This window comes from Roseococcus sp. SYP-B2431 (genome assembly GCF_004336745.1).
GTDB lineage: Bacteria > Pseudomonadota > Alphaproteobacteria > Acetobacterales > Acetobacteraceae > Roseococcus.
The window spans coordinates 258,825-280,228 of the sequence record NZ_SJXD01000011.1 but is presented as its reverse complement, the minus strand read 5'-3'; the positions used below and the strand labels follow the sequence as shown (position 1 = coordinate 280,228).

The following is a 21,404-nucleotide window of genomic DNA, read 5'->3' as shown; positions in this document are numbered from 1 at the left end:
TCCTGGTGGTTCGGCCGAGACTAGCGCGGCCCGTACCGGAACGAAACGGCGTGATTTTCTGGCCTCCCGCGCGCCGGCGGGCGTAGGATGCCCCATCGGGCGGGCACGCCTGTTCCCGCCCGAGCCGCGAGCGGCCTCGGCTCACTGGGCCGCGGAGGAACGAACATGGCACGAACGGCCTATGCGGCGCCCGGCGCCGCGGCGCAGCCCCGCATCAACCGCATCGCCCCCGCCGACCTGTGGCTGTCCCTCAGGCAGGGCTGGGCCGACTTCATGGCCGCGCCGACGCAGATCTTCTTCCTCTGCCTCGTCTATCCCGTCTTCGGGCTGGTCCTGGCCCGGGCGGCGGCGGGCGGCGCGCTGCTGCCGCTGGTCTGGCCGCTGCTGACGGGCTTCGCGCTGGTGGGACCGGTGGCGGCGCTCGGCCTCTACGAGATGAGCCGGCGGCGGGAGCTCGGATTTGCCGTCACCTGGCGCGACATGTTCGGCGTGCTGCGCTCGCCCGCGGTGGTGGGGATCCTCCTGCTGGGGCTGGCGCTGGTGGCGATCCTGGTGGTCTGGCTCGGCGCGGCGCGGCTGCTCTACCACGGGCTGATGGGGCCGGAGGTGCCCGCCACGATCGCGGCCCTGCGCGACCAGCTGCTCACGCGCGAGGGCCTGATGCTGGCCGTGCTCGGCCATCTCATGGGGGCGGGCTTCGCCCTGCTCGTGCTAGCGGTCAGCGTGGTGTCCTTCCCGATGATGCTGGACCGCGAGGTCTCCCCGGGCGAGGCGGTGCAGACCTCGCTGGCGGCCTTCTGCGCCAATCCCTTCGTGCTCACCCTCTGGGGCGTGGTGGTGGCGGTGCTGCTCTTCGTGGGGATGGCGACGCTGGTGGGGCTGGCGGTGGCGCTGCCGGTGCTGGGCCATGCCACCTGGCACCTGTACCGGCGGCTGGTGTTCTGAATATCTTACAGGTGTTCAGGCGGATTGCTGAAATGATTTCCAGATCTATTTGATCTCTACTAGCGTCTCCGCCTGATCCAAGATCGACGGAGCGGGAAATGGCCGAAGATACGCCGGGGAACGACCCCGTCATCTCGCAGATCTCCACGGCCGAGTTGAAGCGGATCCTGACGGACCGCTTCGCGGCCAGTGTCGTAAAGGAGTCCTGGAACCGGATCTGGCGGCCGCTCGCCTTCCTGGGCGTCACGGGCATCGCCCTCGCCGGAACACTTGCCTTCAACCTGATCGACGCGCGCGTGGCGACACAGACGAGCGACATCCGGGAGAAGCTCCAGACTTCCCTCTCCGGGCAGCTCAGTCGTGACATTCCGTCCGGCGCGCGTCTCGCCGTCGCCGACGCCTTCGTGACCCAGTGGGGCCAGCGGGCCATGGCGTCCCTGGAGCACGCGCTTGAGCCCGGGGGGGAACTCCGGGCGCGCCTCGACAGCCTTGTCAGGGAAGGTCTTCTGGAGGCCTGGCGGACGAACAGCGAGCATCTCCGCACCGCGTTCCTCCAGCAACTGAGGGACCAGTCGGATTTCCGGGCCAGCTTCGCGGGCGACGTCGTCCAGGAACTCGCGCGAAGCGGGGCCGTGCCGCGCATGACCTCAGATGCGCTGCGGCGCTCGGTCGAAACACGTTCGGCGGAGGATTCCGGCATACTGATCGCGCTCGCGCTCCTGGCCTCCATGGATCAGGCCAGGGCGAACGCCGGAGTTGCCGCCCTCGTCGAAAGGGCCGCCACGCGCGAGGAGCGTTCCGTCGCGCTGAAGGCGCTGGCCACGGTGAGCTTCGCCGGCACGACGAGCGAGGGGGACGACACGGCCGCGCTGCTGCGAAATGCCCTGCGGAGCTGGCGCCTCTATTGCGCGGAGGTCGTCTGCGCCAGCGACGCCACCGCCCGAACCTCCCTGGCGAACTTCTTCCGCCGCGGCCGCGAGCTGCCGATCGACCAGCGCCAGGCCTGGGTCGCGGCCCTGAGCCGTTGGCACCAGGACTTCGTCCAGCAACTCGATGCCCCCGGGCGGGAGAGTTCCCTGGACATCGTGCCCCAGGCCCTGGCCCGGATAGGCTCGGCCGAAGCCATCGAAGTGCTGGCGACCTGGGCGCAATCGGACAACCTGGACCTGGCGCTTTCGGCGGCCTCCGGCATCGGGAGCCTGTCGGCCGAGGCCTATCCCGACAACCTTCGCATCGCGCTGTTCCGGGCCGTCTGGAACAAGCTCGTGGACCCCACGACCATCAATGCCGCCGTGGAGGAGGCCGCCTGGATGGCGATCGGCATGATCTCCCGCGGGACCGCGAGCGCGACGCGCGGCCCCTATCTCACGGAGGCCTCGCTGTCGCGCTCCTTCCTGCGCAGCGCCAGCGGCAGCGGCAGCAGCCTCGCCGCCTGGACCACGGGGCGGAGCTTCGACTTCCAGGATTTCTCGGAAATCCGCCGTCCGCCCCGCGATCCCTGCAGCATCGAGGCCGATCAGCGCAGCCAATCGGTCTCGCGGATGCGGCCGGGCCTCTGCTCCCTGGTCGCCCTGATGCGCCCCGCCCGCGGCACGGCCGAATGGTTCGAGCTGCGGCCCTACCTGACGCATCGCGACCGCGTGGCGCTCCTCGGACTGCTCTGGGCCATGTCGGCCAACGCGGCCTCCCACGGCGCCATAGCGCCTTCCGCCAAGGAGGCGCCCCTGTCCGATCTCCTGACACTGGCGCAGCCGACCCCGCCGCTCCTCCAGCTGGCGGCCATCCTGATCGCGCGCACCATGTCGGACCGCGAGGCGTGGGGCGCCTTCGACGCCTTCCGGAACGTGATGTCCGACGCGACGCCCTTCCTCGCCGCGAACCGATGGATCCACCGCCCTTCCGACGAGGACAGGACATGGTTCCTGGACAGGGTGAGGCAGCTGCCGCGGCCGGAGCGGCGATCCGTGCTGATGGCGATGTTCGGTTCCCTCGACCCGCGCGTCGGCAGCGGCTCGCCGCGATCCTCCACCCCCTTCTCCCGCTCGCTGCGCGAGAACCCCACCGGCATCCTCAACGTCCTCGCGCTCGCTCTTGCCGCCGACGCGCCGGTCGCGGTCGAACTGCTGGAGCGTTACGACGGGTTTCGCGAATTGTACCGCCTCATGGAGAGTTCCCGGCTGCCCTTCGGCTTCGATGATTCCTCCGCGCGCCGGATCGGCGCGGACATCATGCAGGCCGCCGGCTGGACCCCGCTGGAGCGCAGCGGCCTTTCGCCCGCCTCGTTGAATGCGGAAGTGGCGCCCCTCGCCCCGCAGGCCGACGAGCGGTTTGGCCTTTTGCGTCTGCCGAGCGGTCCGGAAGTCTTCCTGCGGCTCTCCAGCCCTGCCGGACCGGTCGCCTTCTTCGAGATCGACCGGCGGGAGGCTCGCCTTCTCCAGCACAACGAGATCTGGATTCTGCCCCGCGCGGCGGGCACGAACCCCCAGCCCCGGACCTGGGCCTACCGCCTCTCCTCCCACGAGGCGGCCGAGCTCAGGGTCGAGATGCCTGTCCCCCTCGACATCGCGTCCGGCGGCACCAGCGTGATCGAGCCCGACCGGCTGTTCAGGGTGCACCTCAATTCCGGCAGCGACGGCACCGCGCGGGTGGATGGAATCTCCCGCGGCGACATCATCGAGGTGGCGACCTATGGCCTCGACCGGGACGTGGATACGGTCGTGACGCTCTTCCGCGATGAGACCGGCCTGGTCAATGATGACGACGGGGGCGACGGCCTCGCCTCGCGCCTGTCCTGGGAGGCCGATCGCGACGGCCCGCTGCGACTCCGGCTTCGCAACATCGGCCGCAGCGGCGGCTTCAGCGTCCTGCTGACCGTCCGCAAGCCGTGAGGCGCGCCATCAAGCCGCGCGCCTGAGGCGGAACTCCGCCCAGACCTCAGCCAGCGCGCCCATCAGGTGGTCGATGTCGGCGTCGGTGTGGAGCGGCGAGGGCGTGAAGCGGAGGCGCTCGGTCCCACGCGGCACGGTCGGGAAGTTGATCGGCTGCACATAGACGCCATGCCGCTCCAGCAGCAGGTCGCCGATGCGCTTGCAGGCCACGGGGTCGTGCACCATGACCGGCACGATATGGCTGGGGTTCGGCAAATGGGGGATGTGCAGCGCGTCCAGCCGGGCCCGGACCTGCGCCACGCGCGCGTGCATGGCCTCGCGCTCGGCGGAGCTCCGCTTGAGGTGGCGGATGCTGGCCGTGGCGCCCGCCGCGATCGCCGGCGGCAGCGAGGTCGAGAAGATGAAGCCCGAGGCGAAGCTGCGCACGAAGTCGACCAGGTTCGCCGAAGCCGCGATATAGCCGCCGATCACCCCGAAGGCCTTGGCCAGCGTGCCCTCGATGACGGTGAGGCGGTGCCGCACCCCGTCCCGCTCCGCGATGCCGCCACCGCGGGGCCCGTAGAGGCCGACGGCGTGCACCTCGTCGAGATAGGTCATGGCGCCGAACTCGTCGGCGAGGTCGCAGATGGCAGCGATGGGGGCGATGTCCCCGTCCATGGAATAGACGCTCTCGAAGGCGATGAGCTTGGGCAGGTCGCGCGGCAGCGCCTCGAGGTGGGCGCGCAGGTCGCCCAGGTCGTTGTGGCGCCAGATCTCGCAGCGGGCGCGGCTGTGGCGGATGCCCTCGATCATCGAGGCGTGGTTCAGCTCGTCGGACAGCACCACGCAGCCAGGCAGCCGGCCGGCCAGCGTCGTCAGCGTCGCCCAGTTGGACATGTAGCCGGAGTTGAAGAGGAGCGCTGCCTCCTTGCCGTGGAGGTCCGCCAGCTCGCGCTCCAGCAGGATGTGCTCGTGGTTCGTGCCGGCGATGTTGCGCGTCCCGCCCGAGCCGGCGCCCGTCCGGTCCAGCGCCTCGTGCATGGCTGCCAGAACCTCGGGATGCTGACCCATGCCGAGATAGTCGTTGGAGCACCAGACGGTGACCTGCCCCGCGCCGTCCGGATGGTGGAGCGTGGCGCGCGGAAAGGCGCCGGCCTGCCGTTCGAGGTCGGCGAAAACGCGGTAGCGGCCCTCGCGGCGAAGGCCGTCGAGCTGGGTGCGGAAGAGGTTTTCGTAGTCCATGGCTGGCCTTTCCCGGGCCGAAGCCCGTCGCCGCAATCTAGCGGCCCCGGGCCGCGGAAGCAGCCCCCGCGCGCATATGGCAGGAATATCGCCGCACGAATTGACAAGGATCAAGGCACGGGTCACTCGCTTGCGCCAATCGCTGTGCTATGCAGCGCCCGCATTTCCGAAGGATGTTCCATCTCGTGTTGGGATCTGGCAGCCCGGCCCCGTTACCGGCGATCTTTGGCGCATGAGGCACCCTGATCCCGCCGGCGCGCCCGCGCGCAACACGCGGCCGCACGCCCCCGCCATCCCGATGCGCGTCGGCACCCGCGGCTCGCCGCTGGCGCTGTTCCAGACGCGCCTCTTCCTGGACCGCATCCGCGCCGTCTGTCCCGTGCTGCGTAACCTGGACGCCTTCGAGGAATGCGAGATCGCGACCTCGGGCGACCGCGCGCAGGAGAAGCGGCTGGCCGAGATCGGCGGCAAGGGGCTCTTCGCCAAGGAGATCCACGAGGCGCTGCTCGACGGCCGGGTGGACTTCGCCGTCCATAGCCTGAAGGATCTGGAGACGGAGCTGCCGGCCGGCGTCGCGCTGGCCTGCACCCTGCGCCGCGAGGATGCGCGCGATGCGATCGTCCTGGGCGAGACCTGCCGGCGCGGCGGCTTCTCCGGCGCGGCCTGGGATCCCTTCTCCGCCCTGCCGCAGGGCGCGCTGGTGGGCACGGCCTCGGTGCGCCGCCAGGCGCAGCTGCTGCACCTGCGGCCCGACCTGCGCTGCGAGATGATCCGCGGCAATGTGCAGACCCGCCTCTCCCGCGTCGCCAGCGGCGAGTTCGACGCGACCCTGCTGGCGCTGGCCGGCCTGAAGCGGCTCGGGCTCGAGGCGCATGCCGACGTGATCCTCGACGAGGAGGAGATGGTGCCGGCGGCCTGCCAGGGCGTCATCGGCGTAACCGTCCGCGCCGACGACGTCGAGCTGCGCGAGCTGCTGACGGCCATCTGGGACCCGGCCTCCAGGGCGGTGAGCCTCGCCGAGCGGGCGCTGCTCGGCGCGCTGGACGGCTCCTGCCGGACGCCGATCGGCGCGCATGCGGTGCTGCTGCCGGAAGGGCGGCTGCGGCTGACGGGGCTGATCGCGCGCGGGGACGGGAGCTTCCTGATCCGGCGGAGGGTCGAGGGGGCGGCGGGCGACGCCGTCCGGATGGGCCGGGCGCTGGGCGAGGAGCTGTTCCGCGAGACGCCGGCGGACGTGTTCGCCTGAGGGCCGGCGCCGGCGGCCGGACGGTCCCCACAGGACGTCCCGGACGCGGCGACCTCCCGCCCCACCCCGCCGGCGAGCCGCGGCCTGACCCTCGGCGCCCGATCGCCCCGGCGGCATTGGCCCGCCTGGCGGTTCCAGCCAGGATGCCCGCATCCGGAAAGCACCATGCCCGCCGATTTCCTTCCGACCATCGTGGTCCCCCTGGGACTTTTCGTCGCTGCCTTCTGCGCCGGGCTCGCGGGCTTCGCCTTCAACCTGATCGCCGCCGGCATCCTGCTGCATTTCGTCTCGCCCCAGGTGCTGGCGCCGGTGCTGGTGCTCGGCAACCTCGTGGTCCAGTCGATCAGCCTGCCGACGGTGCTGCGCTCGGTGCGATGGCGGCCGCTGCTGGGGCCGATCCTGGCCGGCGTGCTGGGCCTGCCGATCGGGATCCTGATCCTGCGCGTCGCCGATCCGCGGCAGGTGGGAATCATCGTGGGCGTGCTGCTGGCGGGCTATGGCGGTTACGCGCTGGCGCGCATGGCCCTGCGCATCAAGCCCCGGCCCGTGGCGGCGAACCACTGGATCGACAAGATCGTGGGCTTCCTCTCCGGCATCCTGGGCGGGATCGGCGGCTTCTCCGGCGCGCTGCCGGCCATGTGGGTGGACCTCCAGGGCCTGACCAAGGAGGAGGCCCGCGCCCGGCTGCAGCCCTTCGTGACCACGATGCAGGTCATCACCGCGGCCTGCCTCGCCCTCGGCGGCTTCGTCACGCGGGAGACGGGATGGACGCTGCTCACCGGCCTGCCCGCCCTGATGCTCGGCACCTGGCTCGGCCTCAAGGCCTATCGCATCATCCCGGCGCAGGGGTTCCGGCTGGTGCTGGTGGGGCTGCTGTTCCTCTCCGGCATCTCGCTGCTGCTTTAACGAAATCGAAAGCCTTCCGGCCCGACCTTGCGGGGATGCCAGACGCCTCCCCCGATGCCGCGCTCTTCGCCGCCCTCCTGGCCAGCCGCCCCTCGCCGGCGACGCCTCCGCCGGACGGGACGGCGGAGCTGGTCCTGCGGCTCGCCGATTCCATCCGGCACGGCAGCGCCCTCCTGCGCGAAGCGGCCGCCGAGCTTGCCGGCGGGCGGGGCATCGCACGCCTGCCGGACCTGCTCGCCCAGGCCGAGCTCGCCTCGCTCGAGCAGGCGGCCTGCGCGCGCGGATTGCTGGAAGTTCTCCCTCGCCCGGGGGAAAGGCGGGCCGCCTAGGCGAGATCCGCCGACCAGGCTTCTTCGCGGGCCGGCAGAGATGCTCGCGCCGCCTGGCTGCCCGTCCGGCGAGCATCGGCGGCCCTTGCGGCCATATCTCCTTCGCGCGCCGGGCAGCGCAGGGCCGCCGCCTGCGTTATCATGGCCACGTCGACCGAATGCCCGAGGTGGAGACCCCATGCCCGACAAGACCACGCTGCAGACGCTTTCGGCCGCTGTGGAGGCCAATTTCGACGAGCAGGTGCGATTCCTGGCCGATATCGTCCGCCATCCCTCGCTGCGCGGCCGCGAGGCGCCCCTGCAGGACCATATGTACCGGTGGTTCGCCGGCCGCGGCTTCGGCTACACGGTCGACCGCTTCTCCATCGCCGATGTCCGCTGGCAGGATCATCCCAAGGCCAGCCCCATGGTGGACGTGGACCCCGCCGGCTCCTTCCAGGTCGTGGCTTCGAAGCGCTGCGCCGCGCCGACCGGCCGCAGCCTGATCATCCAGGGCCATATCGACGTCGTCCCCGAGGGCCCGGCCGAGATGTGGACCTACCCGCCCTATGGCGGCACGGTGAAGGACGGCTGGATGTACGGCCGCGGCGCGCACGACATGAAGTCCGGCGTCTCGGCCATGTGCTTCGCCATGGAGGCGTTGCGCACGGCCGGATTCGCCCCGGCCGCCGACGTCTTCCTGCAGACCGTCACCGAGGAGGAGAGCACCGGCAACGGCGCGCTGGCGACGCTGCTGCGCGGCTACCGCGCCGACGCCTGCCTGATCCCCGAGCCCACCGGCGGCACCATCACCCGCGCCCATACCGGCACGCTCTGGTTCCGCATCAAGGTGCGGGGGGTGCCGGTGCACGTGGCCGTGGCCCAGTCGGGCAGCAACGCCATCATGAGCGGCTACCACCTCATCCAGGCCCTGCAGGAGCACACGAGGGAGCTCAACAGGGCGGCCAGGGAGGACCAGTGGTATTCGGGGCTCCAGGATCCCATCAAGTTCAACCCGGGCATCATCCGGGGCGGCGACTGGGCCAGCTCGACCCCGGCCTGGTGCGAGATCGACTGCCGGATCGGCCTCCTCCCCGGCCAGGACGTGGCCGCCCAGCAGCGCGCCGTCGAGAAGGCCGTGGCGGCGGCCGCGAAAACGGACAACTTCCTCGCCAACAACCCGCCCGAGGTGCAGTGGCACGGCTTCCTGGCCGACGGCTACGTGCTGGAGCCGGGCAGCGAGGCGGAGGCCGTCCTCGCCGAGGCCCATCGCGCCGCCTTTGGCGCGGAGATGCCGGCGCGGATCACCACCGCCGTGAACGACACCCGCTTCTACGGGCTGTATTTCGACATGCCGGCGCTCTGCTACGGGCCGAAGGGCGAAGGCGCCCATGCCTTCGACGAGCGGACCCACCTCGAACATCTCAAGACGACCACGCTGGCCATGGCGGCCTTCATCGCGGATTGGTGCGGACTCAAGGCGCTGGAATAGGAGACTCTGCCCCCGGCCCCCGCCAGGGCCATCCCTCGGGACCCGCGATCTGTGGATTCGGGGGATCATGGGGATAAGCGAATCCAGCCCTTCCGCGCTTGTCCTGTTGCTGCCATGACACAGCACGTTGCGCGCGCACAGATTCGGCGGCATATGAACGAAGCGAGAACAAGCGCGGAGTTCCTAAGCTTTCACTAAAATCGCACAAACCACTCCATCTTGTGTGCAGCCGGGGCGGCCATCCCCATATGTAGCGAGGCTGTTGATAACCCGGATCGGCTGGGGCATGTTCCCCGACCGGGGGATTGAGGGGATTTGACCGTGTTCGACGCAGTTCAGCTTCAGGGCCATCATCAGGTTCAGGTGGATCGCAGCCGCGATGCCCTGCTGACCGATTTCGGCCGCGCCACGCTCGACGACCGCTACCTGCTGCCCGGCGAGAGCTACCAGGACCTCTTCGCGCGCGTGGCCTCCGCCTATGGCGACGACGCCGCGCATGCGCAACGGCTCTACGACTACATCAGCCGGCTGTGGTTCATGCCGGCCACGCCTGTGCTGTCGAACGGGGGTACGACGCGCGGGCTGCCGATCAGCTGCTTCCTGAACGAGGCCAATGACAGCCTCGAATCCATCGTGGGCCTCTGGAACGAGAATGTCTGGCTCGCCTCCAAGGGCGGCGGCATCGGCTCCTACTGGGGCAACCTACGCTCCCTCGGCGAGAAGGTCGGCCAGAACGGCAAGACCTCCGGCATCGTGCCCTTCATCCGCGTGATGGACAGCCTGACGCTCGCCATCAGCCAGGGCTCGCTGCGCCGCGGCTCGGCAGCGGTCTACCTGCCGATCAGCCACCCCGAGATCGAGGAGTTCATCGACATCCGCCGCCCGACCGGCGGCGATCCGAACCGCAAGGCGCTCAACCTGCACCACGGCATCCTCGTCAGCGACGCCTTCATGCGCGCCGTCGAGACCGACGACACCTGGGCGCTCACCTCGCCCAAGGACGGCGCCATCGTCCGCACCCTCTCGGCCCGCTCGCTCTGGATCCGCCTGCTGACCGCGCGCCTCGAGACCGGGGAGCCCTACATCGTCTATTCCGACCACGTGAACAACGCGCGGCCAGAGCACCACAAGCTCGCCGGCCTCGAGGTGAAGACCTCGAACCTGTGCAGCGAGATCACGCTCCCCACGGGCCTCGACCAGCATGGCGAGCAGCGCACGGCCGTGTGCTGCCTCTCCTCGCTCAACCTCGAGACCTGGATGGAGTGGAAGGACGACCCGCGCTTCATCCCCGACGTGATGCGCTTCCTCGACAACGTCCTGCAGAACTTCATCGACACCGCGCCCGACAGCATGGCGCGCGCGCGCTACTCGGCGATGCGCGAGCGCTCGGTGGGCCTGGGCGTGATGGGCTTCCACTCCTTCCTCCAGGGCCTGAACGTTCCCTTCGAGAGCGTCATCGCCAAGGTGTGGAACAAGAAGATGTTCCGGCACATCCGCGAGCAGGCGGATGCGGCGTCGCGGCTGCTGGCCGAGGAGCGGGGCCCCTGCCCCGATGCCGCCGAGTACGGCTTCCTGGAGCGCTTCTCCAACAAGATGGCGATCGCGCCCACGGCGTCCATCTCCATCATCTGCGGCGGCGCCTCGCCCGGCATCGAGCCGATCGCAGCGAATGTCTACAACCACAAGACCCTCTCCGGCTCCTACATCGTGCGCAACCCCTATCTGAAGGCGGTGCTGGCAAAGCACGGGCGCGACGACGACGAGACCTGGACCACGGTGACCGTCAACAAGGGCTCGGTGCAGCATCTCGACTTCCTGGACGAGCAGGAGAAGGCCACCTTCAAGACGGCCTTCGAGTTGGACCAGCGCTGGGTGATCGAGCATGCGGCGGACCGCACGCCCTATATCTGCCAGTCGCAGTCGGTGAACGTCTTCCTGCCGGCGAACGTCCACAAGCGCGACCTGCACCAGATCCACATGACGGCCTGGAAGAAGGGCATGAAGTCGCTCTACTACTGCCGCTCGCTGTCGATGGCGCGGGCCGACACCATCAGCGAGAAGGTCGCGGTGCAGCCCCGGCTGGGCTATACGGACGAGCAGCTGGCGCTGCAGCTGCTAGCGCCGGCGGCGCCCGCTTCGACGAATTATGAGGAATGCCTCGCCTGCCAGTAAGAACGTGAGAGGGCTTTGCCCCCTCACACTCCCCCACCAGGGCTTTTGGCCCTGGACCCCTTTACGAAGGAAGGTGCAGGAAACGAGTTTCCTGTCGGGGGTTGGCCGCGAAGCGGAGACAACGGGCCAGAGCCCCTGGCCTCAAACCATCAACCCAAGGCGCCCCCCATGGCCGACGGCACCATCGACGAGCTCCCCATCAAGTTCGACCTGCTGACGGCCAACCCCGTCTACAAGCCCTTCCGCTACCCCTGGGCCTATGACGCCTGGCTGATGCAGCAGCGCGTCCACTGGCTGCCGGAAGAGGTGCCGATGGCGGACGACGTCAAGGACTGGCAAAAGAACCTGACGGACGGCGAGAAGAACCTCGTCACGCAGATCTTCCGCTTCTTCACCCAGGCCGATGTCGAGGTGAACAACTGCTACATGAAGCACTACTCCCAGGTCTTCAAGCCGACGGAAGTGCTCATGATGCTGTCGGCCTTCTCGAACATCGAAACGGTCCACATCGCGGCCTACAGCCACCTGCTTGATACCATCGGCATGCCCGAGCTCGAGTACTCCGCCTTCCTCAAATACAAGGAGATGAAGGAGAAGTACGACTACATGCAGAACTTCTCGGTGGAGAACAAGGTCGAGATCGCCAAGACCCTGGCGGCTTTCGGCGCCTTCACCGAAGGGCTGCAGCTCTTCGCCTCCTTCGCCATCCTCATGAACTTCCCGCGCCACAACAAGATGAAGGGCATGGGGCAGATCGTGACCTGGTCAGTGCGCGACGAGACGCTGCACTGCCTCTCGGTCATTCGCCTCTTCCGCACCTTCGTGCAGGAAAATCCGGAGATCTGGAACGAGGAGCTGCGACGCGACCTCTACCTCATCTGCGCGACCATCGTGGACCACGAGGACGCCTTCATCGACCTCGCCTTCTCCATGGGCCCGGTGCAGGGCCTCAGCGCGGCCGAGACCAAGCTCTACATCCGCTTCATCGCGGATCGCCGCCTGCAGCAGCTGGGCCTCGAGCCGCTCTACCACATCGAGAAGAACCCCCTGCCCTGGCTCGACGAGATGCTGAACGCGATCGAGCACACGAACTTCTTCGAGAACCGCTCGACCGAATACTCGAAGGCCTCGACCGAGGGCTCGTGGGAGGAGGCCTTCGCGGACGATGTCTTCACCTCGCCGCAGCCCGAGGGCGTGATCGAGCTCGACGGGCGGCATTGAAGCCTTGGGCGGGGAGGCGTAAGCCCTACCCGCCATGCTTCGTGTCATCCGGATCTCCTCCCTTCTCCTCCTCGCGCTCGTCGCGGGCATCTGGGCCTATGCCTGGGTCACCAAGGGCCCGCAGGAGACGCTGGGCGAGGCCTTCGCGTCCCGCCTGGCCGGCGTCTTCGGCCAGGACATGGCGGTGCCCTCGGCGGGCGGCGGCGGGCTCCAGACCCCGGGCGGCATCTCGCTCGGTGGCCCCTTCGAGCTGGTGGACCAGAGCGGCAAGACCGTCACCGAGCGCGACTATGCCGGCCGCTGGCTGCTCGTCTATTTCGGCTTCACCTATTGCCCCGACGTCTGCCCGACCGAGCTCGGCACCATGGCCTCGGCGCTGGACATCCTGGGTGCCGCCGGCGAGGCGGTGACGCCGCTGCTCGTCACCATCGACCCGCAGCGCGACACCCCGGCGGCCCTCGCCGACTACGTGCCGCGCTTCCATCCTCGGCTGCAGGGGCTGACCGGCACGCCGGAGCAGATCGCCGCCGTGGCGCGGCGGTACCGGGTCTATTACGCCCGCGTGCAGCGGCCGGAGATGACCGACTATCTGATGGACCATTCCAGCTTCATCTATCTGGTCGGGCCCGAGGGCCGGGTCCGCTCGCTCTTCCGGCCCGAAATGACGCCCGAACAGATCGCCGCGGCGGTCGAGGGCCAGATGCGCGCGGCCCTGCGCGCCGGCTCGTGACTCTTGGCGAAGCGCTTCGATTCGGCGCATAACCTTCCTATGGATTCGCTCGATTCGGCGCCGGTCCCCTGAGGAGTTTTCGAATGGCTGACGAGGAAGACCGGGGCGAGAGCGGGGAAGACACCGCCCGGGCCGGCTCCGCGCCGCGCCAGGGACGGCGGCTCTCGGACAAGATCCTGGTCGCCTTCCACCAGGCCTGCGATCAGGGGGACTTCGAGGTCGCCGAACAGCTTCTGCGCGTGCTGGAGATGATGCTGACCCGCCGCCCGGTTTCGCCCGACATCAACCGCCGCCGCAACATCGAGACGCTGGTGGCCGCGCATGAGCGCCTGTGGCACCTGCGGCACCCCGAGGCGGCGGGCGAGCAATAGCGGGCAGGCAGGTCAGGGCCGGGAGCCCTGGCGAAGTCGGCCGCGAAGCGGAGGCGACCGAAGGGCGGTGCCCCTCGGCTGCCGCCGGCCCTCTATCGCCGCCGAGCCATGTTCCAGAACACCGCGATCGGGAAGTCGATCACGCCCTGCAGATCCGCCCGATAGGCGGCCGGCGCCGTGAACTGCCCGGCCAGGATGAAGTTCACATTGTCATGGAACGCCGCCTGGAGCTCGTCGGCGAAACGGCGCCGATCCTCGGGCGAGCGGGCCGTCGCCAGCTGCCGCAGCAGTTCCGTCTGCCGCTCGTCGCAGATCCAGCCGGGATAGTTCTGGCAGTTGTAGGCGATGCCGGGATTGGCGAGCGGATTGATGAGGTCGATGCCGTTCCAGATGACGTTCATCGCGCTCCATCCGCCGGCCGTGATCGGGCCGCGGTTGAGCCGCCGTGCGGCCGCCGTCGCGTAGTCCGTCGTCACGTTCTGCACGTTGAAGCCGGCCTGCCGCAGCTGGTCCATCATGACGAGGCCCATCGGGTTCAGCAGCGCCGAGCTTTCGGAATGCAGGAAGACCACCGGCTCGTTGGCATAGCCGGCCTCGCGCAGGAGCTGGCGCGCGCGCGCCGTGCCGGCGCCGCGGAAGATCTCCGTGCCCGCGTCGCTCTGGCCTTCCGTGTCGCACATGTAGAGCGCCTGGCAGCTCTGCATGTAGAGCCCTTCGGGCAGGCCGAGCGAGGCCATCACGTCGGACTGGTTGATCGCGATCTGCGCCGCGCGCCGGATCGCCGGATTGTTGAACGGCGGCTGGGCGTGGTTGATGTTGAGGATGCTCATGATCTGGCCCGCGCCGCGCGGATTGGCGATGCGGATGTTCCGGTTGCGGCGCATGGGCGCGATGTAGTCGGCCGCGATGATCTCGATGAAGTCGATCTCGCCCGCCTGCAGCGCGGCGGCACGGGTCGCCTGGTCGGGCATGCTGATCACGTCGATGCGGTCGAAATGCGCGACCTTGCCGCCGGCGAGGCCGGAGGCGGGCTCGGCGCGCGGCCGGTAGCGCGGGTTGCGGCGGAAGATGGCGCGCTCGCCGGGCCGCCAGGTGGAGCGCTCGAAGATGAAGGGGCCGGAGCCCACCTGGTCCGCGACGGCGGTCGTATGCGGCGTGCCGGCGGCGAGCCGCGCCGGCATGATCATGGGGATGGCGTTGCCGGGCTTGCCGAGCGCCTCGATGACATAGGCGAAGGGCTCGCGCAGCTTCAGCTGGAAGCTGCGGGCGTCGAGCGCCTGGAAGCTCTCGGCCACGCGCATCATCTGCTGCGCGAGCGCCTCGCGCCGCGCCCAGCGGTTGAGGGAGGCGACCACGTCCTCGGAGGTGACGGGCTGGCCGTCATGGAATTCCAGCCCCTCGCGCAGGCGGAAGGTATAGGTCAGCCGGTCGTCGCTGACCGTGAAGTCCTCCACCATCTGCGGGTGGTAGTTCCCCGCGTCGTCGATGGCGAAGAGCATGTCGTAGACGAGATAGGTGAAGACGCGCGTCGCGTTCGTCGTGGTGACGATGCCGTCGAGGATCTGCAGCTCGGTGTTGAGCGAGACGCGCAGCGTGCGCTCCTGCGCCCGGGCTTCCGCGCCGCCCCATCCGGCGGCGAGGGCAAGGACGGCAAGAACGGTCCGGCGCAGGGTCATCGACAAATCTCTCCTCCAGGGGTCCGGCACGATAGGCGGGGCTTTGCTGTGGGGCGCCCCCTTTCCCGGGGGGCGCCGTCAGTCTACTCGGCCGCGGCGGCCTGGGCCGCCTTCGCGGCCTCCGCCTCGGCCGCGGCCTTGCGGATGTGGTCGTAGTTCCGGCCGCGGAACCAGGCCATGTACTCGCCGACGGTCTGGGTCGGGAATTTCGCCTCCTCGCCCGCGGCCCTGCAGGTCGGCAGGCATTCGATGACCGTCTCGGAATTGGGGTGGAAGAAATAGGGAATGGCGTAGCGCGGCTGGTCGGAGATGTTGAAGGCGCGATGCGGCGTCGAGAGGAAGCGGCCGTTCGTCCAGCGGTTCAGGATGTCGCCGGTGTTGACGATGAAGGTGCCCTCGAGGACGGGCGCGTCGATCCACACGCCGTCGGCCCGGCGGATCTGCAGGCCCGGCACCTTGTTCTGCGCGAGCAGCGTGATGAAGGTGCTGTCCGTGTGCGGCGCGATGCCGAACTGGTTCTCGTCGTATTCCTGCACCGGCGGGTAGTGGCTGAGGCGGAGCGAGCTGAAGGGGCGCGAGCACTTCTCGTCGAAGTAGTCCGCCGGCAGCTCCAGCGCGCGGGCATAGAGCGGCAGGATGCGCTGCGCGAGGCCCTCCAGCGCGTCGTAATAGGCTGTCGCGGCCTCGCGGAAGCCGGGCACCGTGGGCCAGCGGTTGGCGACGCCCGTCTGGTCCTCGCGCTTGAGGAAGAAGGCCTCGTTCTCGTTGGGCTTGTTGTTCGCGTTGATGGTGGAGCTGCGCGTGGTCGAGCCGCGCATGGGCAGGTAGCCCTGCATGGCGGCATCCACCTTGAGCTCCATCTTCGTCTCGATGGGCTGGGCGTGGAAGGCCGCGGCGGCCGCGAAGGTGCGGTCGATCAGCTCCTGCGGCACGCCGTGATTGGCGATGTAGAGGAAGCCGACGGTCTCGTTGGTGCGGCGCAGCTGCGCCGCGGTGGCTTCCAGGGCGTCGGGATCGCCCGCGAGGAAGGGGCCGAGGTCGAGGACGGGAATATCTTGGGACATGGGAGCCTCCGGTTCCATGAAACGGTCGCGGCAGCGGGGCTCCGGGTCAAACCAAAAGAACTCGCCCTCGGTTGAATTTTTCTAAAGCGAGTTCAGCGCGCCCGGTCGATGCAGAACCGGACCACGTCGATCAGCGCGAGCTTGGCCTCGCTCGCCGGAAAGATGTCGAGGGCCCGGATCGCCGCATCGCCATAGGTTTCCGCACGATCGACGGTCCGCGCGATGCCCCGGCACCGGGTCAGCAGCCGCTGCGCCTCGGCGAGGTCGCCGCCGTCCTGCTCGCCCTCCTCCAGCGTGCGCCTCCAGAAGGCCCTTTCCGCCTCGTCGCCGTCATGGAAGGCCAGGAGGACGGGAAGCGTGATCTTTCCTTCCCGGAAGTCGTCGCCCACGGTCTTGCCGAGCCTGGCCTGTTCGGCCGAGTAGTCGAGCGCATCGTCCACGAGCTGAAAGGCGATGCCGAGATTGTGGCCATAGGCATCCAGCGCCTCGGCCTCGGCTTGTGGCCTGTCGGCGACCACGGCGCCGATGCGGGTCGCGGCGGCGAAGAGCGAGGCCGTCTTGCCCTCGATCACCTCGAGGTATTGCGCCTCGGTGCTGGACAGGTCGTTCTGGGTGATGAGCTGCAGCACCTCGCCCTCGGCCAAGGTGGCCGAGGCGGCGGCCAGGATGCGCAGCACCTCCAGGCTCCTGTCCTCGATCATCAGCTGGAAGGCGCGGGCGAAGAGGAAGTCGCCGACCAGCACGGAGGGCTTGTTGCCGAAGAGCGCATTGGCGCTGGCCTGCCCGCGGCGAAGCTCGCTCTCGTCCACCACGTCGTCGTGCAGGAGCGTGGCAGTGTGGATGAACTCCACGCAGGCGGCCAGCGCCACATGGCGCGTGCCCTCATAGCCGCAGAGCTTCGAGGCCGCGAGGGTCAGCAGCGGCCGCAGCCGCTTCCCGCCCGCCGCCACGATATGCGCCGCGAGCTGCGGAATGAGGGCCACCTGGCTGTGCATGCGCTCGACGATGAGGCGGTTGCAGGCGGCGAGGTCCTCGGCCACGAGGTCCATCAGGCGCGAGAGCGCAGCCTCCCCCCCGTCCCGCGACGGATGCCCGAGCCTGGTGCCATCCCGTTTCGCGTCGATCGCACCCGCCACTCGTCCAAACCCCTGAAGTTCATGTCCTTGCCGACCGGCAACTTGACCCCGGCCGGGCGCATGCAGGATACCCGAGCAGCCGACATGGCGGCAAGGCAAGGCAAATCAAGGATTTTTCGCGGTGGACGTGGTGGCCGAGGATGCCGATCCGGTGCGAATCCAGTTCCTTGCGGCGCTCCTGCGGGATGCCGGGATCGAGGCGGTGCAGCTCGACCAGAACCTGGCGGGGCTGGGCCTGCCGATCTTCCCGCGCCGCCTCGCCGTGAAGGCGGAGCATGCCGCCCGGGCGCGGCGGCTGCTCAGGGATTCCGGTGTCTGAATCGCCGCCCCCCGGAGAATTGACCGAGGACGGGCTGCTCGGCGGCCGGGTGCGGCTGCTGCAGCCCCGCCAGGGCTTCCGGGCGGCGATCGATCCGGTGCTGCTGGCCGCCTTCGTGCCGGCCAGGTCCGGCGAGGCGGTGCTGGAGATCGGCTGCGGGACGGGCGCGGCCTTCCTGTGCCTGGCGGCCCGGGCGCGGGGCGTCACCGTCACGGCCATCGAGCGCGATCCGGAACTGGCCGCGCTCGCCCTCCGCAACGCGGCGCTGAACGGGGCCGAGGCCACGATCCTGGCCGAGGATTGCTGCGCCCTGCCCACCTTGCCGCCCATGCACCACGCCATGGCGAACCCGCCCTATTGGACCGCCGGCACCGCCTCGCCCCACGCCGGGCGCCGGCAGGCGGCGCATGAGGACGTGCCGCTCTCCGCCTGGATCGCGGCGCTGACCCGGCCGCTGCGCCACAAGGGGACGGTCTCCCTCGTCCTGCCCGCGGCCCGCCTCGCCGAGGCGGCGGCCGGGTTCCGCGATGCCGGCTGCGGTGCGGTGCGGCTGCTGCCGCTCTGGCCGCGCGCCGGCGCCCCGGCCAAGCGCGTCCTCCTCCAGGCCAGGAAGGGCGGGCGCGGAGCCGACGAGATGCTGCCCGGCCTCGTGCTGCATGAGGCGGATGGGAGCCTCACCTCGGAGGCCGAGAATGTGCTGAGGGATTGCGAGGGCCTCTGCCTCCCGCGCGTCCCCGGCAGGGAGGCCCTCCCCGGGGCCTCGACTACCTGAGGGCGCTGCCCCCCGGGCATGCCGTGCGCCCGCCATCCACCTGGAACTGGCCGCCAGTGATGGCCGTTGCCGCGTCCGAGCACAGGAACAGCACCATCGCCACCACCTCCGTGACGGTCGCGTAGCGGCCCAGCGGGATCGCCGCGCGATACCGCTCGGCCACGTCGTTCGAGCCCAGGGCGCTGGCCTGATCCTCCAGCGAATGAATCATCCGCGTGTCGGTCGGCCCCGGGCAGAGCGCGTTCACCCGCACCCCCTGCCGCGCCACCTCGCCCGAGACGCTGCGCGTCAGCCCCAGCACGGCGTGCTTGGAGGCCGTATAGGGCGAAATTCCCGCCGAGCCGACCAGCGCCGCCGTCGAGGCCGTGTTCACCACCGCGCCGCCGCCCTGCCGGATCATCACCGGCAGCACGTGCTTGAGGCCCAGGAAGACGCCGCGTAGATTGACGGCGATCACCCGGTCGAAATCCGCCTCGTCCTGGTCCTGGACGGCGGCGACCTTGCCCTCGATGCCGGCATTGTTGAAGAAGCAGTGGATGCCGCCCCAGGCGTCCACGGCCGCCTCGACATAGCCGCGCACGTCCTCGGATTTCGTCACGTCGGCCTGCTGGAACCGGGCCTCGAAGCCCTCCGCCCGCAGCGCGGCGGCCCTGGCCTCGCCGGCGGCGTCGCGGTCCACCAGCAGCACCTTCGCGCCTTCCCGGCAGAAGCCCTGGGCCGCCTCGAGCCCGATCCCGTTGGCGGCGCCGGTGATCACGGCGACCTTCCCCTCGAAGCGCATCCTCTTTCCTCCCGTCGGATCCTCAGGCCATCGCGTCGCGCAGCGCCCGCGCGGCCATGTCGATGTAGCTCAGCGCCGGCTTGATGATGGCGCCCATGGTCATCACCCCGTGCAGCATGTCGGCCGCGTGGACATGGGTGACGCGTACCCCCTCGCGCTCCAGCCGCGCCGCGTAGTCGCGGCCCTCGTCGCAGAGCGGGTCGTGGCCCACCGTCAGCACGAAGGCCGGCGCCGCGCCGGCGAGGTTGGAGGCCCGCAGCGGCGAGGCCCGCCAGTCGTCCCAGCTCGCGGGCTCGGGCGCGTAATGCGCGCGGAACCAGCGCATGGTGGCATCGGTCAGCGGCAGGCCCGAGGTGAAGCGCGCGTAGCTGCCATGGGTCTGCGCCATCTCGACGACGGGGTAGATCAGCATCTGGAACCGGAGCGGCGGCAGCGTGCCGTCGCGCGCCATCAGCGCCGCCACGGCCGCGAGGTTGCCGCCCGCGCTGTCGCCGCCCACGGCCAGCCGCTCCGGATCGAGGCCGAGGGCCGCGGCGTTCACATGCGCGTAGTGGACGGCCTCGCCGAAATCCTCCACGGCCGCCGGGAAGCGGTGCTCCGGCGCGAGCCGGTAGTCCACGCTGAGCACCGCGCAGCCGGAGAGGTTGGCGATGGTCCGTGCCGGATGGTCGTGCGTGTCGAGGTCGCCCACCACCCATCCGCCGCCATGGGCGAAGACCAGGCAGGGCAGCGCTTCGCCGGCCGCGCTGCCCATCGGCCGGTAGAGCCGCGCCGGAACGCCGCTGGGCAGCGCGAGGTCGCGGGCCTCGGCCACCTCCGGCGAGGGCGGCTGCAGCACCTTGCGGCCGCCGGCATAGAGGGTGCGCGTCTCCGCGTATTCCATGTCCTCGAAGCGGGGCCGGCCCAGCTCCTCCACGAGTTTCAGGAAGGCCACGCAATCGGGGTGCAGCGGTGACGCCATGTCGGTCCCGGATCCTTTTTTCCTCGCCTCATCCCATCATGGCCGCAGCGCCCGCCGCGCGGCAACCTCGGCGCCCTGCATCCTGCGCGCCCGCCGGGCGTTACCCTCCGGATACGCTCCCGGCCTCCCCGATGACTTCCCTCCAAAGCGGTTTTCCATGCGGCATCGCGTCACCCCGGTTCCACCATCCACAGCACATGGTCTAGCGTCGCGCCGATGAGCACATCAAAGCCTCCCCTCGTGATCTGCCTGGGCAATGTCGTGGCGGACCACGTCTTCCGGGTGGAAGAGGTGCCGCAGCCTCCCGCCAAGGCCCAGGCCAAGGGCTACCGGCTCAATGTCGGCGGCATGGCGGCCAATGCGGCGATCGCGGTGACGCGCCTCGGCGGCCGCGCCGCCTTCTGGGGCCGCGTCGGCGACGATCCCAATGCCGGCCTGCTGATGGACGGGCTGAAGGACGAGGGGATCGACCTGACCGGCATGAAGCAGGTGACGGGCGCGCGCAGCCCCGTCTCCGCCGTGCTGGTCGACCGCTACGGCGAGCGCGCGATCATGGGCTATCGCGGCGACGGGCTCGGCACCGATCCGTCGTGGCTGCCGCTGGAGATGCTGGACGAGGCGAAGGCCGTCCTCTGCGATCCGCGCTGGCCCGAGGGCGCGCACGTCCTGCTGGAAGAAGCCGAGAAGCGCGACATCCCGACGGTGCTGGACGGCGAACGCAGCGAGACGCGCCTGCTGCTCGACCTCGTGCCGCGCGTCCGCTACGCGATCTTCTCCGTGTCGGGGCTGACCAATTACGGCTCGGGCGCGCGGGCTCCCGAAGCGCTGCGCAAGGCCGTCTCCGAGGGCGTCACGCGGATGGCCGCCGTGACCCGCGGCGAGAAGAGTACGCTCTGGATCATGCGGGGCGAGGAGAAGATCCGCGAGACGCCGGTCTTCCGGGTCGAGGCGCGCGACACGACCGGCGCGGGCGACGTCTTCCACGGCGCCTTCGCGCTCGCGATGGCCGAGGGGATGGAGATGGAGGCCGCGATCCGCTTCAGCAGCGCCGCCGGCGCGCTGCGCGCCCGCGACGGCGCCACCGCGCATCGCAAGGAGCTGGAGGCGTTCCTTCAGGAAAACGCAGCAATTCCGAGGGAGAATGCCGGCACCTGAAACGCTCCAGGTCGCCCGCGTGATCCATGTCCCATTCGCC

At 69.7% G+C, this 21,404-nt stretch carries 19 protein-coding genes; 13 read left to right on the top strand and 6 right to left on the bottom strand.

The genetic code is table 11. The features are described 5' to 3' along the window. The first annotated feature begins 165 nt into the window (after positions 1–165). Complete coding sequence (locus EJV46_RS02680) at positions 166–945, top strand: DUF2189 domain-containing protein (protein WP_131547036.1); 780 nt, start codon at positions 166–168, stop codon at positions 943–945. Positions 946–1,043: 98 nt separating this feature from the next. Further along, on the top strand, positions 1,044–3,833 hold the full coding sequence (locus tag EJV46_RS02675; protein WP_131547035.1) for a hypothetical protein: 2,790 nt from the start codon (positions 1,044–1,046) through the stop codon (positions 3,831–3,833). A 9-nt stretch (positions 3,834–3,842) separates the two neighbouring features. Here EJV46_RS02675 and hemA read toward each other — a convergent pair whose 3' ends face one another. After that, positions 3,843–5,054, bottom strand: a complete 1,212-nt coding sequence (gene hemA / locus EJV46_RS02670) for a 5-aminolevulinate synthase (RefSeq protein WP_131547034.1) — start codon at positions 5,052–5,054, stop codon at positions 3,843–3,845. 232 nt (positions 5,055–5,286) lie between these two features. Between hemA and hemC the strand changes: the two genes are divergently transcribed. From hemC to EJV46_RS02630, 8 genes are all read left to right on the top strand, one after another. Continuing rightward, positions 5,287–6,300 carry a hydroxymethylbilane synthase gene (hemC, locus tag EJV46_RS02665; protein WP_131547033.1) on the top strand — a complete coding sequence of 338 codons (1,014 nt, stop codon included), beginning with the start codon at positions 5,287–5,289 and terminating at the stop codon, positions 6,298–6,300. A 165-nt stretch (positions 6,301–6,465) separates the two neighbouring features. Continuing rightward, on the top strand, positions 6,466–7,206 hold the full coding sequence (locus tag EJV46_RS02660) for a sulfite exporter TauE/SafE family protein (protein ID WP_131547032.1): 741 nt from the start codon (positions 6,466–6,468) through the stop codon (positions 7,204–7,206). A gap of 35 nt (positions 7,207–7,241) precedes the next feature. Further along, positions 7,242–7,535: a hypothetical protein gene (locus tag EJV46_RS02655; RefSeq protein WP_131547031.1), complete on the top strand. Its 294-nt coding sequence runs from the start codon at positions 7,242–7,244 to the stop codon at positions 7,533–7,535. Between the two features lie 178 nt (positions 7,536–7,713). Beyond that, on the top strand, positions 7,714–9,006 hold the full coding sequence (locus EJV46_RS02650; RefSeq protein WP_131547030.1) for an ArgE/DapE family deacylase: 1,293 nt from the start codon (positions 7,714–7,716) through the stop codon (positions 9,004–9,006). Between the two features lie 321 nt (positions 9,007–9,327). Next, positions 9,328–11,178, top strand: a complete 1,851-nt coding sequence (locus EJV46_RS02645) for a ribonucleoside-diphosphate reductase subunit alpha (protein WP_131547029.1) — start codon at positions 9,328–9,330, stop codon at positions 11,176–11,178. 168 nt (positions 11,179–11,346) lie between these two features. After that, positions 11,347–12,399: a ribonucleotide-diphosphate reductase subunit beta gene (locus EJV46_RS02640; protein ID WP_131547028.1), complete on the top strand. Its 1,053-nt coding sequence runs from the start codon at positions 11,347–11,349 to the stop codon at positions 12,397–12,399. A gap of 34 nt (positions 12,400–12,433) precedes the next feature. Beyond that, on the top strand, positions 12,434–13,129 hold the full coding sequence (locus tag EJV46_RS02635; RefSeq protein ID WP_131547027.1) for an SCO family protein: 696 nt from the start codon (positions 12,434–12,436) through the stop codon (positions 13,127–13,129). Between the two features lie 83 nt (positions 13,130–13,212). Continuing rightward, entirely contained in the window at positions 13,213–13,500 is a 288-nt protein-coding gene (locus tag EJV46_RS02630) for a hypothetical protein (protein ID WP_131547026.1), read from the top strand. Between the two features lie 92 nt (positions 13,501–13,592). Here EJV46_RS02630 and EJV46_RS02625 read toward each other — a convergent pair whose 3' ends face one another. The 3 genes from EJV46_RS02625 to EJV46_RS02615 form a co-directional block, all read right to left on the bottom strand. Continuing rightward, complete coding sequence (locus tag EJV46_RS02625; RefSeq protein ID WP_131547025.1) at positions 13,593–15,176, bottom strand: ABC transporter substrate-binding protein; 1,584 nt, start codon at positions 15,174–15,176, stop codon at positions 13,593–13,595. A gap of 83 nt (positions 15,177–15,259) precedes the next feature. Continuing rightward, complete coding sequence (locus tag EJV46_RS02620) at positions 15,260–16,240, bottom strand: isopenicillin N synthase family oxygenase (protein WP_165585293.1); 981 nt, start codon at positions 16,238–16,240, stop codon at positions 15,260–15,262. 92 nt (positions 16,241–16,332) lie between these two features. Next, entirely contained in the window at positions 16,333–17,289 is a 957-nt protein-coding gene (locus EJV46_RS02615; RefSeq protein WP_131547023.1) for a polyprenyl synthetase family protein, read from the bottom strand. A 208-nt stretch (positions 17,290–17,497) separates the two neighbouring features. Between EJV46_RS02615 and EJV46_RS02610 the strand changes: the two genes are divergently transcribed. Beyond that, entirely contained in the window at positions 17,498–17,695 is a 198-nt protein-coding gene (locus EJV46_RS02610) for a DUF2007 domain-containing protein (RefSeq protein ID WP_131547022.1), read from the top strand. A 19-nt stretch (positions 17,696–17,714) separates the two neighbouring features. Beyond that, positions 17,715–18,467: a tRNA1(Val) (adenine(37)-N6)-methyltransferase gene (locus EJV46_RS02605; protein ID WP_240782368.1), complete on the top strand. Its 753-nt coding sequence runs from the start codon at positions 17,715–17,717 to the stop codon at positions 18,465–18,467. Here the strand turns inward: EJV46_RS02605 and EJV46_RS02600 are convergent. Next, positions 18,460–19,248 carry an SDR family NAD(P)-dependent oxidoreductase gene (locus EJV46_RS02600; protein WP_131547020.1) on the bottom strand — a complete coding sequence of 263 codons (789 nt, stop codon included), beginning with the start codon at positions 19,246–19,248 and terminating at the stop codon, positions 18,460–18,462. The two genes, EJV46_RS02605 and EJV46_RS02600, sit on opposite strands and share 8 nt — an antisense overlap. A 22-nt stretch (positions 19,249–19,270) precedes the next feature. Beyond that, entirely contained in the window at positions 19,271–20,209 is a 939-nt protein-coding gene (locus tag EJV46_RS02595; RefSeq protein ID WP_131547019.1) for an alpha/beta hydrolase, read from the bottom strand. Between the two features lie 216 nt (positions 20,210–20,425). Here EJV46_RS02595 and EJV46_RS02590 point away from each other — a divergent pair, with 216 nt between their 5' ends. After that, a complete protein-coding gene (locus EJV46_RS02590) occupies positions 20,426–21,364 on the top strand; it encodes a PfkB family carbohydrate kinase (protein WP_131547018.1) in 939 nt (312 codons plus the stop codon). The last annotated feature ends 40 nt before the right edge of the window (positions 21,365–21,404 follow it).